Genomic DNA, 14,618 nt, shown 5'->3' on the forward strand with positions numbered 1-14,618 from the left:
GCATGAATCTCCGAGGACCGCTCGCGCTCGCCCTGGCGCTCGTCGCGTTGCACGCCACCCCGGCGGCGGCCGCCAACGTCCTGGCCAACCCCGGCTTCGAGTCCGGCCTGAGCGGCTGGACGTGCGGCGCCGCGTCCGGCGCGCAGGCCGTGTCGTCGCCCGTGCACGGCGGCGCCCGCGCGCTCCAGGCCACCCCGCAGGGCAGCGACTACGCCCGCTGCCAGCAGACCGTCACCGTGCGGCCGAACACCGCCTACCAGCTCTCGGCCTGGGTCCAGGGCAACTACGTCTTCCTCGGCGCCACCGGCACCGGCGGCACCGACCCCCAGACGTGGGGCGCGCCGGGCGCGGCGTGGAGCCAGCTCAAGACCTCCTTCACGACCGGCGCCTCGACCACGTCCGTGACGGTGTACGTCAACGGCTGGTACGGCCAGGGCGCCTATCTGGCCGACGACGTGGTGCTCGACGGCCCCGGCGGCACCCCGGACACCCAGGCCCCGACGGTGCCCGGGAGCGTGTCCGTCGGCGGCGCCACGAGCTCCAGCCTCACCGTGAGCTGGCCGGCGGCCACGGACAACGTCGGAGTGGCCCGCTACGAGGTCTCCCGCGACGGCGGCGCACCGGTCGCCGTCACCGGGACGAGCCACCAGGCGACCGGGCTCGCCGCGGCCACCACGTACCGCTTCAAGGTCCGCGCCTGCGACGCCGCGGGCAACTGCTCGGCCTACACCCCCGAGTCGAGCGGGACCACGACGAGCGGCGGCGGGGGCGGCGGCGGTCTGCCGAAGCGGGTGATGGTGGGCTACCTGCACGCCTCATTCGCCAACGGATCCGGATATATCAGGATGAGTGATGTTCCGAACGAGTGGGACATCATCAACCTCGCCTTCGGCGAGCCCACCTCGGTCACCTCGGGCGACATCAGGTTCCGCCAGTGTCCCGCGGCCGAGTGCCCCAACGTCGAGTCCGAGGCCGACTTCGTCGCCGCCATCAGGGCCAGGCAGGCGCAGGGCAAGAAGGTGCTGATCTCGATCGGCGGCCAGAACGGCCAGGTCCAGCTCACGACCGCGGCGGCACGCGACAAGTTCGTGGAGTCGGTGTCCGCGATCATCGACCGGTACGGCCTCGACGGCCTGGACGTCGACTTCGAGGGCCACTCGCTCTACCTCAACCCCGGCGACACGAACCTCGCCGCCCCGACCACCCCGGTCGTCGTCAACCTGATCTCGGCGCTGAAGACGCTCAAGAGCTGCTACGGCGCCAGATTCGTGCTGACCATGGCGCCGGAGACGTTCTTCGTCCAGCTCGGCTACCAGTTCTACGGTCCGGGCCCGAACGGCACGGCCGACAGCAGGAGCGCCTCGTACCTGCCCGTCATCCACGCCCTGCGCGACGACCTGACCCTGCTCCACGTGCAGGACTACAACTCGGGCCCGATCATGGGCCTCGACGGCCAGTACCACACGATGGGCGGGCACGACTTCCACGTGGCCATGACGGACATGCTGCTGGCCGGCTTCCCGATCATGGGCAACGCGGGCAACGTGTTCCCGCCGCTGCGCCAGGACCAGGTGGCCATCGGGCTGCCCGCCTCCCCGAACGCGGGCAACGGGTTCACCACGGTGGCGGAGGTGCAGAAGGCGTTCGACTGCCTCGCCAAAGGGACCAACTGCGGCACCTACCGGCCGCGTGGCGTCTACCCGAACCTGCGCGGCCTGATGACCTGGTCGATCAACTGGGACAAGTACAACGGCTTCGAGTTCTCCCGGAGCCACCGGGCGTACCTGAACGGTCTCACGTGACGAGCTGCGTGGGCTTGAGCGGGATGCCGAGGCCGGGCGGCCGGTAGGTGGGCAGCGCCTCGCCGTACTCGTGCATCCAGGCGTGGTCCACCAGCAGCCGCATCCGCCCGCCGCCGGGCGGGCCGCTCTCCTGCATCGGAGCGGCCCGCGCGGCCAGGCGCGCGACCGCCTCCGCGATCAGCGCGGTGTCGGGCGGCGACAGGTCGCAGTGGTCGTCCGGCCCGATGAGCAGGTCCACGTCGGGCGGCAGCGGGTAGATCGGCCGCGGCAGGGCCAGCACGCGCGGCGGCGGCGCCATCGGCCAGCCGTCGCGCACCGCCTCCAGCAGCACCGAGCGCGCGGTCCGGCGCGCGAACAGCCCGTCGGACAGCGCCCAGCTCAGCGCGCCCACGTCCGCGCGGTCCTCGCCGCAGGCGTGCAGGCACAGGTACGGCACCAGCGGGATCCCGGCCCCGCTCGCCTGCGCCCACCCGGTGCCGCAACCGGTCAGCACCAGCAGCGCCAGCATCGCCCGGTAGGCGGTGTCGGCGTGCGGCGTGTCGAGCCGCCCCGGCACGAGCAGGCAGCGCCCGCCGGTCTTCTCCGCCGTCACACCGAGCTCCCGCGCGATCTTCAACGCACGCGACGCCGCCACCCCCGTGCACGCCTCCTGCCAGGCCGGCGTGTACGGCTCGTCCGGGTCCGCGTACCCGGACGGCCACACGCCGGGCAAGCCCGGCCGGACCACCCCGTACACGGCCAGCAGCAGGTCGAACACCGTCGTCACCAGTTCGTCGCCGTCCCGCAGCACCGGCACGCCCCGCCGCAGCACGCCCGGCCCGTCGTCGAAGCGCGGCAGCAGCACCTCCACCGCCTCGCCGCCGTACACGCTCAGCCGGTCACACCCGCGACCCAGCATCCCGCCCGGCACGTAGCCGTCCTCGCGCTCCCGCAGCCGCACCAGCAACGGCAGGTCCGTGCGCTCCATGGCGTGCTCGGCGAACGGCGTCCGGTCCAGGAAGAACTCCTTGAGCAGCACGTGCCCCATGGCCATCGCGAGCGCCCCGTCCGTGCCGGGGCGCACGACCAGCGTCTCGTCGGACAACCGCGTCGGATGCGTGCCGATCGCCACCACCTTCTGCCCCTTGTACCGGCCGGCGATCACCCAGGGCGTGTCCGGCGTGCGTACCAGCCGGTTGTTCTCCCCCCACAGCAGCACGTACGCCGCCCGCGCCCAGTCGTCGGCCCCCGGGCCCGGGAACCGCGGCCCCAGAACCTGCTCCGGGGCGCACGGATGCTCGGTCAGCACCGCGCCGCCGAGATCTGCGACGAGCCCCGCCAGCGGCGAGGTGGACAGCGCCGCCACCCGGTCGGCCCCGTGACACGCGGCGGTGTGCACCATCGCCGCCGCCGTCAGCTCGGCCGCCGTGGCGTCGTCGAGCGGCACCCGCCGCTCTCCTCTGAACGGCCGATATTGCTGAGAATTCCCTGTGAGTTTCGCCCAGGCGGCAACCGGGTCACGGACCCCGTCCCGCACTTCGAAATAGAGCCTGACCAGTGCCTGGTTGACCTGCGATCCCCCCATGGAAAAAGTTCAACACAGAGGGTGATGCTCTATCGCCATACGTATCGGCATGTCGGGGATAAGAATTGGAAGCCCTGGTGGCAGCACTGCCGGTGTTGCGGCAGGCTAGAGGCCGCCATGGATTACGCAGTTCTCACGGGGATAGTCCTCGCCGCCGGTATCGTGCTCGCTCTCGTCGCCCAATGGCGGGATTGGCGACCACCGCTCGTCGTCGCCATCGTCGTCGGCGTGGCCGTGCGCCTGCTGATCATGTACACGTCGGCCATCGATTCGTGGCAACCCGTCGACTTCATGGAGAGCTTCAAGCCCGCGGGCGAGGCCGTGCTGCGCGGCCAGGACCCGGTGCTGGCCAGCGAGGGCGGCTGGCACTTCCTGCCGACCATCCCCTACGTGTACGGGATCCTGCTGTGGCTCGGCATCCCGTGGGAGTACGCCGGGCGCCTGGTCACCGTGGTCGCCGACATCGCGCTGATCCCGCTGGTGGCCAAGCTGGCCGGCGGCCCCAAGGCGTCGCTGCGGGCACTCCAGTACGCGCTCAACCCTCTCGCCCTGATGATCGCCGCCATCCATGGCCAGGTCGAGCCGGTCGCGCTCGTGTTCGGCGTGGCGGCGTTCGTGGTCGCCCGCGGCCCCGGCGCGATGGAGCGTCCCGGCATCGCGACGGACGTGGTCGCCCGGGTGCGCGCCGGCGTGGCCGCGTACGGCGTGCGCTCCTCGATCCCGCGCGTGATCGGCCGGGGCGGCATGCTGCACCGCGCCCTGCTGCCGGGCCCCGACGACCGGATCGACCTCAAGCGGGGCGCGCTGGCCGGGGTGCTGATGGGCCTGGCGCTGTGCGCGAAGAGCTGGCCGATCTGGCTGATCCCCGGCATGCTGCTGCTCCTGCCCAACCTGCGCTCCCGGGTCGCCGCGCTGTTCACCACCGGCGTCGTGCCGCTGTTCTTCCTGGTCACGCTGCCGGTCTTCGCGGGCACGTCCCTCAACCAGATCCCCGCGGTCATCAACACCATCCGCGACATCCGGCCCATCGTCGGCGAGTGGGGCTGGACCCCCTGGTTCACCGGCGGCGACTGGGCGCTGCGGCCCGAGCTGGCCTCGTTCGGCACGAACCTGATCTACCTGTGCGTCATCGCCGCCGTGCTCTACTGGCGGCGCGCCGACCCGGTCGACATGACCACGGCCATCCTGCTCGTCTTCATGGTCGTGACGCCCCGGCTCGGTGCCCAGTACCTGCTGTGGTTCATGCCGTTCCTGGTCGCCAGGCCCACCAGGTTCGCCTGGCCGGCCATCGTGGGCGTGTCGATCTGGTCCGGATACGGCTACCTCTACATGACGCAGTTCGACGTCAACAGCTGGTGGTACCTGCACCAGGACTGGTCGCGCGCGTCGATCGTGCTGCTGCCCATCCTGGCGCTGGCCATGCCCTGGGGCCGCCGCGTCGCGGCCACGGCCCCAGGACTGGCTCCCCTGGCCGGCCCTTCGGACCGGGCCAGGGTCAAGTCACCCGCATAGGCGCTCCCACAGGATGATCCACTGGTCGGGGTGGACGTGGGCCACGACGGTGTCGCGGGCCACGCCCGCCGCCTCCAGAGCGGCGTCCACCCCCTGGTGACGGGTTCTCAGCGAGGCGCGCACCGAGCCGCCGACGCCGCCGAAGCCCAGCTCGACCAGCTCCTGGTAGGAGCGGCGCCCATGAACGAGCCCGGGCGCGAGCGGCACGGGCCTGCGCTGGACGCGCAGGATCGCCGAGTCGACGGACGGGACGGGCCGGAAGCTGTCCCTGCCGATCGTGTCGCCGAGCCGCCAGTGGAACCACGGCCACGACTCCACCGTGACCAGGCTCCAGCGGCCGTAGTCGCCCGAGCGCTTGCGGGCGTACTCCCGCTGGGTGAGCAGCGTCGCCGAGGTCAGCTCCGGTGCCCGCAGGCACCAGTCCACGATCTTCGACGTGATCGAGTACGGGATGTTGCCCACGACCGCGAACGGCTCGCGGGGCGCCCGCGCGGCCGTGAAGTCGCCCCTGACCACACTGATCCTGGGATCGCTGCGCGTACGGGCGGCCAGCCGCCCGGCGAGCATCGGGTCGATCTCGTAGCCGACGACCCGCGCGCCCGCATCGGCGAGGGCGAAGGTGAGCACACCCTCCCCGGCGCCGGGCTCCAGCACGAGCCCTTCGGGCGCGGCGGCCTTGACCATCAGATCGAGGGCATGCCTGTCGGTCAGGAAATTCTGCGAGAGCGTACGCCTCGACCGGTCTTTGGGCGTGCGACCGCCGCCGCCATTCCTGGCTTTACGCTGAGTATGCGAATAGTTTCCGTGCGCGAAATTCTGCGCCACAGCACTCGCCCTTTCGGGTCCTCGAGATTGACAGGTCTCGAAGGGCCCTGGGCTCGCGTGCGGACGCTACAGCCTCAGGTGATCGCGTCCGCTAGCGGGCCAGAGCCCGGCCGCGGCGGATGCGAATGAAAACCTGGCAGGTGAACATGCATGTCATGCCGGCCAGAGTAGGCAGTGGCCCGCCGTCCGGGCAACGGAATTAAATCGGGGGCGCCGTGCGCGCTTTGAGCCCGCTTTGAAGTGGCTCGGGTAGACCTTTAGTCATGGACCGACCGGCCAGGGTGCTCGTCGTGGACGACGAGCCGAACATCCGCGCCCTGCTCTCCCAGACGTTGCGGCTGGTGTCGTTCGAGGTCAGGACCGCGGAGACGGGTGCGGAGGCGGTGACGGCCGCCAGGGAGTTCGACCCCGACATCGTGGTGCTCGACGTGATGCTGGAGGACTTCGACGGGTTCGAGGTCGCCAGGCGGCTGGGCGAGCGCATCCCCGTGCTGTTCCTGACCGCCCGCGACCGGGTCGAGGACCGCGTCCAGGGCCTCACGCTGGGCGCCGACGACTACGTGGCCAAGCCGTTCAGCCTGGAGGAGGTGGTGCTGCGCATCCGGGCCATCCTGCGCCGCAGCCGCTCGACCCCCCGCAACGACGTGCTCCGCTACGCCGACCTGGAGCTGGACCCCGCGGCCCACCAGGTGTCCCGCGCCGGCGTGCCGGTGGACCTGTCGCCCACCGAGTTCAACCTCCTCGAATATCTCCTCACCAACGCCGGCAGGGTGGTGAGCAAGGCGCAGATCCTCGACAGCGTCTGGCACTACGACTTCGACGGAGACTCCAGCATCGTCGAGTCGTACGTCTACTACCTGCGCAAGAAGATCGACAAGTGGGAGCCGCAGCTCATCCACACCGTGCGCGGCGTCGGCTACACGCTGAGGACCCCGAGGTGAGGCCCGCCACCTGGACCCTGCGCACCCGCCTGGTCATGGCCGTGCTCGGGGTCGCCACGCTCGGCCTGGTGCTCTCCACCGTGGCGGGCGTCGTACTGCTGCGCGGCAGCCTGACGGACCGGGTGGACAAGCAGCTCGAACAGCTCACCAAGATGGCCACGATCAAGAACGGCCAGCTCTTCGGGTCGATCCGGACGCTGACGGCGTCCCCGATGAACGACGTCGTCTCCGACGTGCTCACCAAGCGGGTCGCCGCCATCCAGCAGATCATGGTGTTCGGCTCAGACGGCACGCTGCAGTACAGGTTCGGCGGCGCCGCCGACCAACCCGGCCCCGTCGTCGACGAGGGCAGGATCGGCGAGAACTACACCGCGCCGGGCACCTCGGGGCCCTCCTGGCGCGTGCGCGCCGTGAAGGGGTCCGACGGCAGCATCCTGGTCTTCGCCCAGTCGCTCGCCGAGGTCGAGCAGACCCAGACCTCCGCCATCGCCATCTTCGTCGCGGTCGGCGCGTTCGTGCTGCTCCTGGTCGGCCTGGCCGCCGGCGCCCTGGTACGCCTCGGCCTGCGCCCGCTGACCAGGATGGAGGCCACGGTCGGTCACATCGCCCGCGGGGACTTCGACCGCCGGGTGCCCGCCGGCGACCCGCACACCGAGCCCGGCCGCCTGGCCCGCGCCATGAACGTCATGCTCGACCGCCTCCAGTCCGAGATCGCCGCCAGGACCGACTCCGAGGCCCGCATGCGACGCTTCCTCGCCGACGCCTCCCACGAGCTGCGCACCCCGCTCACCTCCGTGCGCGGCTTCGCCGAGCTGCACCGCAGGGGCGGCGACGCCGGAGAGGCGATGCACAGGATCGAGGACGAGGCCGCCAGGATGGGCGTGCTGGTCAACGACCTGCTCACGCTGGCCCAGCTCGACGAGGAGCGCCCGATCGAGCGGCGGCCCGTGGACCTGCTGGAGGTGGCCGCCGACACGATCCGCGACGCCCGCGTACGCGCGCCGGACCGGCAGGTCAGGCTCGCCGCCCTCGACGGCCCCCTCGCACCCGTGACGGTCACGGGCGACGACGCCCGCCTGCGCCAGGTGGCCGCCAACCTCGTCGGCAACGCGCTCTGCCACACGCCCCCCGACGCGTCCGTCACCGTCAAGGTCGGCGGATCGGACGGCCTGGCCGTGCTGGAGGTGTCCGACACCGGGCCCGGCGTGCCGCCCGAGCACGTGCCGCACCTGTTCGACCGCCTCTACCGCGTCGGCCAGGGCAGATCCAGGGCCGACGGCGGCGCCGGGCTCGGCCTGGCCATCGTCTTCGCCATCGTCCGCGCCCACGGGGGCAGCGTCGAGGTGGACACCGCGCCGGGCGAGGGCGCGACGTTCCGCGTTCTCCTACCTGGCTCCGAGGCGGCTCCCAGCCCGCTTTGAACGGCGCTCGGCACATTCGGAGGCATGACAAGGACACTCATCGCGACCGCGTTGCTGGCCGCGTTCGCCGTCGGCTGCGGCAGCCAGCAGGGCGGCACGGGAGTCGCCTCCGTGGCCGTGGACTCCTCCGCGAAGCCCTCCGCGAGCGCCGCCCCGACCGGCACGACGGACCCGCAGGAACAGGGCAGGAAGTTCGCGCAGTGCATGCGCGACCACGGGATCCCCATGGAGGACCCCGACCCGGACGGGGGCGGCGGCCTCCAGGCGATCGGTGAGAACGCCGACAAGAAGAAGGTCACGGACGCCGTCGCGGCCTGCCAGGCCTACGCCCCGTTCAAGGACCGCAAGAACCTCGACCCGGAGCAGGTCGACCAGCTCCGCGAGCTGGCCAGGTGCATGCGCGAGAACGGCGTGGACTGGCCCGACCCCAACCCCGACGGCAGCTTCTCCAGCGACACCGCGCTGAAGCTGGACCGGAACGACCCCACGTTCAAGAAGGCCTTCGAGGTCTGCGGCAAGAAGTTCCCGAAGCTGGGGGAGCGGAAGTGACGCAGGTCAAGGAGCCCGCGGCGGCCGCACGCGCGTTGCCGCCACGCCGTCGCCGCCCCCTGCGGGCGCTGGCGTGGACGGGCGGCGCCGCGCTGCTCGCCGCCGCCGTCGCCGCGGCCGCGGTGGGCTTCGGCGGAGACGGCGCCGGTACGGCCGCCGCCACCCGTACGCCCCCGGCCACCGCCAAGGTGACCCGCACGACCCTCACCGAGACCAGGACCGTGGACGGCACCCTCGGCTACGGCGACACCCTGACCGTCACCAGCAAGTCCCAGGGCACGATCACCTGGCTCCCCGGCGAGGGCGCCACGATCACCCGCGGCCACGGCGTCTACAGCGTGGACGCTGACCGCCGCCCCCTCCTGTACGGGACCATGCCCCTCTACCGCACCCTGGAGGACGGCGTCGAGGGCAAGGACGTGGAGCTGCTCGAACGCAACCTCAAGAAGCTCGGCTACACCGGCTTCGACGTCGACCGCGAGTTCACCTGGGCCACCAGGGAGGTGGTCGAGGACTGGCAGGACGACCTCGGGCTCGACGTCACCGGCAAGGTGCTGCCGGGCGACGTCGTGATCGCCGACGGCCCCATCCGGGTCGCCGACCTGAAGAAGGCGCTCGGCGACAGCGCGAGCGGCCCCGTGCTGACCGCCACCGGCACCACCCGCCAGGTGCTCGTCAACCTCGACGTGGCCGACGAACACCTGGTCAGAAAGGACATGAAGGCCACCGTCGAACTGCCCGACGGCACCGAGACGAGCGGCCGGATCACCGGTGTGGGCAAGGTCGCCAGCGAGACCGGCACCGGCAACGACACGACCACCACGGTCGAGGTCAAGGTGTCGGTGCGCGGGCTGAAGAAGTCGTACGACGCCGCCCCCGTGGACGTCACGATCGTCTCGGAGCAGCGCGAGGACGTCCTGGCCGTGCCTGTCGGCGCGCTGTTCGCGCTGACCGAGGGCGGCTACGGCGTACAGGTCGTCGAGGGCCGGGCCACCCGCTACGCGGCGGTGGAGACCGGCATGTTCGCCGACGGCCAGGTCGAGGTCACCGGCGTCCAGGAGGGCACGACCGTGGCGGTGCCCAAGTGATCGTCGAACTGCACGACGTGAGCAAGGACTACGGCGACGTGGCCGCGCTCCGGGGGGTCTCGATGGGCATCGAGCACGGCGAGCTCGCCGGCATCGTCGGCCCGTCCGGCTCGGGCAAGTCGACCATGCTCAACATGATCGGCACCCTCGACCGCCCGTCCGGCGGCCTGGTCCGCATCGCGGGGCACGACGTGGGCTCGCTCACCGACAGGCAGCTCTCCGCGCTGCGCGCGAACGTCATCGGCTTCGTCTTCCAGCAGTTCCACCTGGCCGCCGGGGTCTCCGCGCTGGACAACGTGGCCGACGGCCTCCTGTACGCGGGCCCGTCCCTGCGGGAGCGGCGGCTGCGCGCGTACGGCGCCCTCGAACGCGTCGGCCTCGGACACCGGCTCGGCCACCGCCCGCACGAGCTGTCCGGCGGCGAGCGCCAGCGCGTGGCCATCGCCCGCGCCGTGGTCGGCGAGCCGCGGCTGCTGCTGGCCGACGAGCCCACCGGCAACCTCGACTCCCGCTCGGGAGCGGGCGTGATGGAGCTGCTGCGCGAGCTGAACGCGGGCGGCACCACCGTGGTCGTCATCACCCACGACCGCGACATCGCGTCCTCTCTGCCCAGGCAGATCGAGATGCTGGACGGTCGAGTGGTCGATGGAGTTCGGACATGAGCATGCTGGTGGCGGCCCGGATGCGGCCGCGTGACGTGATCAGGGTCGGCGGGGCGGGGCTGCGGGCCAGGCCGCTGCGGGTGTTCCTGTCGGCGCTCGGCATCGCCATCGGCATCGCCGCCATGCTCGGCGTCGTCGGGATCTCCGCCTCCAGCCAGGAGAACCTCAACCGGCAGCTCGAAGCGCTGGGCACGAACCTGCTCACCGTCTCGCCCGGCCAGACCCTGTTCGGCGAGAGGTCCCACCTGCCCGCCGAGTCGGAGGGCAGGATCGGCCAGATCGGCCCGGTCACCGCCGTCACCGCGACCGGCACCACCGCCGCCAAGGTCTACCGCAACGACCACATCCCCGAGGCCCAGACCGGCAGCGTCTCCGTCACCGCCGCCCGGCTCGACCTCATCGAGGACGTCGGCGCCACCGTCGTCAGCGGCGCCTGGCTGAACGAGGCCACCCACCGCTACCCGGCCACCGTGCTCGGCGCCAAGGCGGCCGACCGGCTCGGCGTCGTCCAGGCCGGTCCCGACCAGCGGGTGTGGCTGGGCGGGCAGTGGTTCACCGTCGTGGGCGTGCTCGCGCCCGCGCCACTGGCCCCCGAGCTCGACACGGCCGCGCTGGTCGGCTGGCCGGTCGCGGAAGAACGGCTCGGCTTCGACGGGTACGCGACCACGATCTACACCAGGGCGCAGGAGCAGCACGTCGCCGCCGTCCGCGACGTGCTGGCCGCCACCGCGAACCCGGAGACGCCCAACGAGGTCGAGGTGTCGAGGCCGTCGGACGTGCTGGCCGCCAAACAGGCCACCGACGCCACGCTGAACGCGCTCCTGCTCGGCCTCGGCGGCGTCGCCCTGCTGGTCGGCGGCGTGGGCGTGGCCAACACCATGGTCATCTCGGTGCTGGAGCGACGCGCCGAGATCGGCCTGCGCCGCTCCCTCGGGGCCACGCGCGGCCAGATCAGGGTGCAGTTCCTCGCCGAGTCGCTGCTGCTGTCGGCCGTCGGCGGAGTGGGCGGCGTGCTGCTCGGCATCGGAGTCACGGCGGCGTACGCGGGTTTCCAGAGCTGGCCGGCGATCGTGCCGGTCTGGGCCATGCTCGGCGGCGTCCTCGCCACGCTGGTCATCGGCGGCGTGGCGGGCTTCTACCCGGCCGTGCGGGCCGCGCGGATGTCGCCGACGGAGGCCCTGGCCACTCCGTGAGCTTGTCCGATTTCGACAAGAGACGGCCCCCGGGAAGGAGTAGCTTCGCCGTCATGGATGTGATCGACCGAGCAGAGAGATATTTGCACCTCCACGGCCGCTTGATCGACAGGTTGCGGTTCGCGGCGCTGTTCCGGGACGGGCCCCGCGAACCGGTGCTCGACGTGCTGCGCTGCTACCAGAACGCCGACGGCGGCTTCGGCAACGCGCTCGAACCCGACCTGCGCGGCGCGGGCAGCCAGCCGGAGCCCGTCGAGGTGGCCTTCTGGATCCTGGACGAGCTGGACGCGTTCGACTCGCCGATGGTGGCCGCCGCCTGCGACTACCTGACCGCCGTCAGCACGCCCGACGGCGGCGTGCCGTTCGTGCTGCCGTCCGTCCGCGACACGCCCCGGGCCCCGTGGTGGGAGACCCCCGACGACCCGCCGGGGAACCTCATCCCCACCGCGTCGATCGCGGGGCTGCTGCACAAGCACGGCAGCACGCATCCCTGGCTCGCCGCCGCCACCGACTTCTGCTGGTCGCGGATCGCCGCCCTCACCGAGACCAGCCCGTACGAGGCCCGTGCCGCCGTGACCTTCCTGGACCTGGTGCCGGACCGCTCCCGCGCGGAGGCGGAGTTCGCACGGTTGCGTGACGCCCTGCTCGCGACCGTCTCCTTCGATCCCGGCGCGCCCGGGGACGCGCACTTCCCCCTGGACTTCGCGTCCTCGCCGCTGCGGCTCCCGATGTTCACGGAGGACGTCCTGGACGCCCACCTCGACGCCCTGATCCGCGCGCAGTCCGACGACGGGGGCTGGAGCGGGAACTGGCCGATGTGGACGCCGGTGGTGGAGCACGAATGGGGCGGCTACCTCACCGTGGGACGGCTCAACACGCTGCGGGCGTACGGGAGGCTGCCGGGCTTCTGACAGAGAGCCTGTCACTGCCGGTGGGTCTGCCGGTGGGTCTGCCGGTGGGTCTGCCGGTGGGTCTGTCGGTGGGGCGGAGTACGTTGGGGGCATGTACGTGGAACGGCCTCCGACTGCCGACCTCGCGGGCCGCCTCGCCTGCGTGTGGCATCAGGTCAGCGAGGCCGACGTCACACAGCTTGTGGTGCCCGACGCCTGCGTCGACCTGATCTGGGGGCCGGAGGGGCCGTTCGTGGCCGGTCCGGACACCGGGCCCATGCCGACCTCGATGGCCTCCGGCGACACGTTCGTGGGAGTCCGCTTCAGACCTGGGGCGGTGGGCGACCTCTTCGGCGTCCCGCTCCAGGAGCTGCGCGACCAGCGCGTCCGGCTGTCCGACCTCCCGTTCCAGATGCTGCGCGACCAGCGCGTCCCGCCGGCTGGGGTCCCGTTGTCCGGGCTTCAGGCGTCCGATCTTTCGCCGGCTGGGGCCCCGTCGCCGCGTGTCGCGGACGCCGTGTCCTCCCGGCGGCTCGACGCGATGCTCGCGGCGGTCAGGGATCGTCTGGCCCACGGGGCCCCCGCCGATCCCGCGGGCGCCGCCATCGCCGGCGCGCTCAGGAAGGGCCGCACGGTCGGCGAGGTGGCGTGGGACCTGGGGTTCAGCGAGCGCCACCTGCACCGCCGCAGCCTGGTCACGTTCGGCTACTCGCCCAAGACCCTCCAGCGGATCGTCCGCTTCCAGCGTGCGCTGACCCTGGCCCGCGCGGGCGTCCCGCTGGCGGAGGTGGCGGTCACGGCGGGCTACGCGGACCAGGCGCACCTGTCACACGACGTCAAGCGGCTGAGCGGGGTGTCCATGCGCCACCTGCTCTCACCCGCGGGGTAGCTTGCCCGACACCAGCGTCCGCGCCCACCCGGCGGCCGGATCGCTGTCGATGAACAACGCCCGCGCCAGCAGGCTGAGCGGAATGGCGAGAAGGGCCCCCAGGGGTCCCAACACGAAAGTCCACACGATCAGCGAAAGAAACGTCATCGTCGTCGTCAGTCCAACGGCGTCCCCCAGGAATTTGGGGAGGATGAACGATTGCGTGACGACATTGGTCACGGTGTACGCGGCGACGACGAGCAACATTTTCTGCACCCCGCCCTCCAGCAACGCGAGCATGGCGGGCGGCAGCAGGCCGATGATGAAACCGATGTTGGGGATGTAATTGGTGATGAGCGCCAGCACGCCCCAGAGCAGCGGGAGCGGCACGTCCAGCAGCGACAGGGCGATCACGTCGAGCACCGCGTAAATGATGCCGAAGACGGTCGAGACAATCAGATAGCGCCGCGTTTTGTGCGCGAACGTGGCCAGCGCGGGGACGATCTGCTTCCCGTCGCCCGCGCCGGAGGCGAGAATTCTCGCGGTCACCGGCGCGTCCAGACACATCGCCAGCAGCAGAACGACGATGAGAAACATCGACGACAGAATGGCGATCACGCTGCCGAGCAGAGCCTGCGCGAATTCCACGATCTTGCCGGGGTCGAACGCGGCCAGCCCCTTGTTCAGCACGTCGCCGCTGACGCCGTGCGCGCTCGCCCAGTGCTGCGCGTCGGTGAGCAGCCGCTGGAACTCGGAGGTGTAGGAGGGCAGCAGCGCGGCGAGCTGGGCGGCCGCGATGACCAGGATGCCGACCATGCCGAGGAGCACGAGCACCACGATGAGGAACGGCACCGCGACCTGGAGCCAGGTGGGCGCGCGCCAGGCGGCGAGCCTGCGACGCACCGGGGAGACGGCGATGACGAGCACCAGGGCCAGCACGATGGGGCCGGCGATCGACGCGACCTCGCGGATCCCGTAGAGGACGATCACGGCGGCCGCGATGCCCACCAGGATGATGAGCGCCCTTGGCGCCGGTTGCTCTCGCACGGACGGTACGTACCCCTGGCGGACGCGCGCATCATCGATTTGACGGTTCCCGGAGGCGTACATAGAGTTCACCAGTCCCGCGAGGGCGGCGCTTGATCGTCGATCTCACTCGGGGGCGACCTCCCTTCCACTCCGGTGCGAGACGTACGCGTCTGGTTCTGTGGGCTGGTAAGTTAGAGGGGTTGTCCCGGAAACGGGGCGGGTCTTAATTTCCGCAAGTCGAGCAAGTCCGGTCAATTTGACAGGAACTTGAACG

13 protein-coding genes are annotated in these 14,618 nt (G+C 71.4%); 10 read left to right on the forward strand and 3 right to left on the reverse strand.

Annotated elements, in window-relative coordinates:
- Positions 1-2 precede the first annotated feature (2 nt).
- Positions 3-1,802, forward strand: coding sequence for a chitinase (locus tag ACIBQ1_RS52085; protein WP_397289760.1), 1,800 nt, complete (start codon positions 3-5; stop codon positions 1,800-1,802).
- On the opposite strand, the gene ACIBQ1_RS52090 is transcribed toward ACIBQ1_RS52085, so the two are convergent.
- On the reverse strand, positions 1,795-3,228 hold the full coding sequence (locus ACIBQ1_RS52090) for a molybdopterin-dependent oxidoreductase (RefSeq protein ID WP_397289762.1): 1,434 nt from the start codon (positions 3,226-3,228) through the stop codon (positions 1,795-1,797). The two genes, ACIBQ1_RS52085 and ACIBQ1_RS52090, sit on opposite strands and share 8 nt — an antisense overlap.
- 255 nt (positions 3,229-3,483) lie before the next feature.
- Between ACIBQ1_RS52090 and ACIBQ1_RS52095 the strand changes: the two genes are divergently transcribed.
- Complete coding sequence (locus tag ACIBQ1_RS52095) at positions 3,484-4,878, forward strand: hypothetical protein (RefSeq protein WP_397289764.1); 1,395 nt, start codon at positions 3,484-3,486, stop codon at positions 4,876-4,878.
- Here the strand turns inward: ACIBQ1_RS52095 and erm are convergent.
- Positions 4,867-5,703, reverse strand: coding sequence for an ErmE/ErmH/ErmO/ErmR family 23S rRNA (adenine(2058)-N(6))-methyltransferase (erm, locus tag ACIBQ1_RS52100; protein WP_397289766.1), 837 nt, complete (start codon positions 5,701-5,703; stop codon positions 4,867-4,869). The two genes, ACIBQ1_RS52095 and erm, sit on opposite strands and share 12 nt — an antisense overlap.
- Positions 5,704-5,966: 263 nt before the next feature.
- Here erm and ACIBQ1_RS52105 point away from each other — a divergent pair, with 263 nt between their 5' ends.
- The 8 genes from ACIBQ1_RS52105 to ACIBQ1_RS52140 all read left to right on the forward strand — a co-directional run bounded on the left by ACIBQ1_RS52105 (position 5,967) and on the right by ACIBQ1_RS52140 (position 13,336).
- Positions 5,967-6,644 (forward strand): response regulator transcription factor, encoded by a 678-nt coding sequence (locus ACIBQ1_RS52105; protein ID WP_397289768.1) that lies wholly within the window; start codon positions 5,967-5,969, stop codon positions 6,642-6,644.
- The gene (locus ACIBQ1_RS52110) at positions 6,641-8,065 is read left to right on the forward strand and encodes an ATP-binding protein (RefSeq protein WP_397289770.1); all 1,425 of its coding nucleotides are present in this window, start codon (positions 6,641-6,643) and stop codon (positions 8,063-8,065) included. The genes ACIBQ1_RS52105 and ACIBQ1_RS52110 overlap by 4 nt, the downstream gene beginning before the upstream one ends.
- A 24-nt stretch (positions 8,066-8,089) precedes the next feature.
- Positions 8,090-8,614, forward strand: coding sequence for a hypothetical protein (locus ACIBQ1_RS52115; RefSeq protein WP_397289772.1), 525 nt, complete (start codon positions 8,090-8,092; stop codon positions 8,612-8,614).
- The gene (locus tag ACIBQ1_RS52120; RefSeq protein ID WP_397289774.1) at positions 8,611-9,702 is read left to right on the forward strand and encodes a peptidoglycan-binding protein; all 1,092 of its coding nucleotides are present in this window, start codon (positions 8,611-8,613) and stop codon (positions 9,700-9,702) included. The genes ACIBQ1_RS52115 and ACIBQ1_RS52120 overlap by 4 nt, the downstream gene beginning before the upstream one ends.
- Positions 9,702-10,364, forward strand: coding sequence for an ABC transporter ATP-binding protein (locus tag ACIBQ1_RS52125; RefSeq protein ID WP_397289792.1), 663 nt, complete (start codon positions 9,702-9,704; stop codon positions 10,362-10,364). Before ACIBQ1_RS52120 ends, ACIBQ1_RS52125 begins: the two co-directional genes overlap by 1 nt.
- Entirely contained in the window at positions 10,361-11,557 is a 1,197-nt protein-coding gene (locus ACIBQ1_RS52130) for an ABC transporter permease (protein WP_397289776.1), read from the forward strand. The genes ACIBQ1_RS52125 and ACIBQ1_RS52130 overlap by 4 nt, the downstream gene beginning before the upstream one ends.
- A gap of 53 nt (positions 11,558-11,610) precedes the next feature.
- Positions 11,611-12,468, forward strand: coding sequence for a hypothetical protein (locus ACIBQ1_RS52135; RefSeq protein ID WP_397289778.1), 858 nt, complete (start codon positions 11,611-11,613; stop codon positions 12,466-12,468).
- 91 nt (positions 12,469-12,559) lie between these two features.
- Positions 12,560-13,336 carry a DUF6597 domain-containing transcriptional factor gene (locus ACIBQ1_RS52140; protein WP_397289780.1) on the forward strand — a complete coding sequence of 259 codons (777 nt, stop codon included), beginning with the start codon at positions 12,560-12,562 and terminating at the stop codon, positions 13,334-13,336.
- Here the strand turns inward: ACIBQ1_RS52140 and ACIBQ1_RS52145 are convergent.
- The gene (locus ACIBQ1_RS52145) at positions 13,322-14,323 is read right to left on the reverse strand and encodes an AI-2E family transporter (RefSeq protein ID WP_397289782.1); all 1,002 of its coding nucleotides are present in this window, start codon (positions 14,321-14,323) and stop codon (positions 13,322-13,324) included. The genes ACIBQ1_RS52140 and ACIBQ1_RS52145 overlap by 15 nt on opposite strands.
- Between the last annotated feature and the right edge of the window lie 295 nt (positions 14,324-14,618).

It is taken from the genome of Nonomuraea sp. NPDC050153 (assembly GCF_044460125.1).
Taxonomy (GTDB): domain Bacteria; phylum Actinomycetota; class Actinomycetes; order Streptosporangiales; family Streptosporangiaceae; genus Nonomuraea.

Coding starts and splice junctions, on each gene's coding strand:
- ACIBQ1_RS52095 (WP_397289764.1), top strand. CDS start 3,484: ATGGATTACGCAGTTCTCACGGGGATAGTCCTCGCCGCCGGTATCGTG.
- ACIBQ1_RS52085 (WP_397289760.1), top strand. CDS start 3: ATGAATCTCCGAGGACCGCTCGCGCTCGCCCTGGCGCTCGTCGCGTTG.
- ACIBQ1_RS52135 (WP_397289778.1), top strand. CDS start 11,611: ATGGATGTGATCGACCGAGCAGAGAGATATTTGCACCTCCACGGCCGC.
- ACIBQ1_RS52130 (WP_397289776.1), top strand. CDS start 10,361: ATGAGCATGCTGGTGGCGGCCCGGATGCGGCCGCGTGACGTGATCAGG.
- ACIBQ1_RS52115 (WP_397289772.1), top strand. CDS start 8,090: ATGACAAGGACACTCATCGCGACCGCGTTGCTGGCCGCGTTCGCCGTC.
- ACIBQ1_RS52140 (WP_397289780.1), top strand. CDS start 12,560: ATGTACGTGGAACGGCCTCCGACTGCCGACCTCGCGGGCCGCCTCGCC.
- ACIBQ1_RS52105 (WP_397289768.1), top strand. CDS start 5,967: ATGGACCGACCGGCCAGGGTGCTCGTCGTGGACGACGAGCCGAACATC.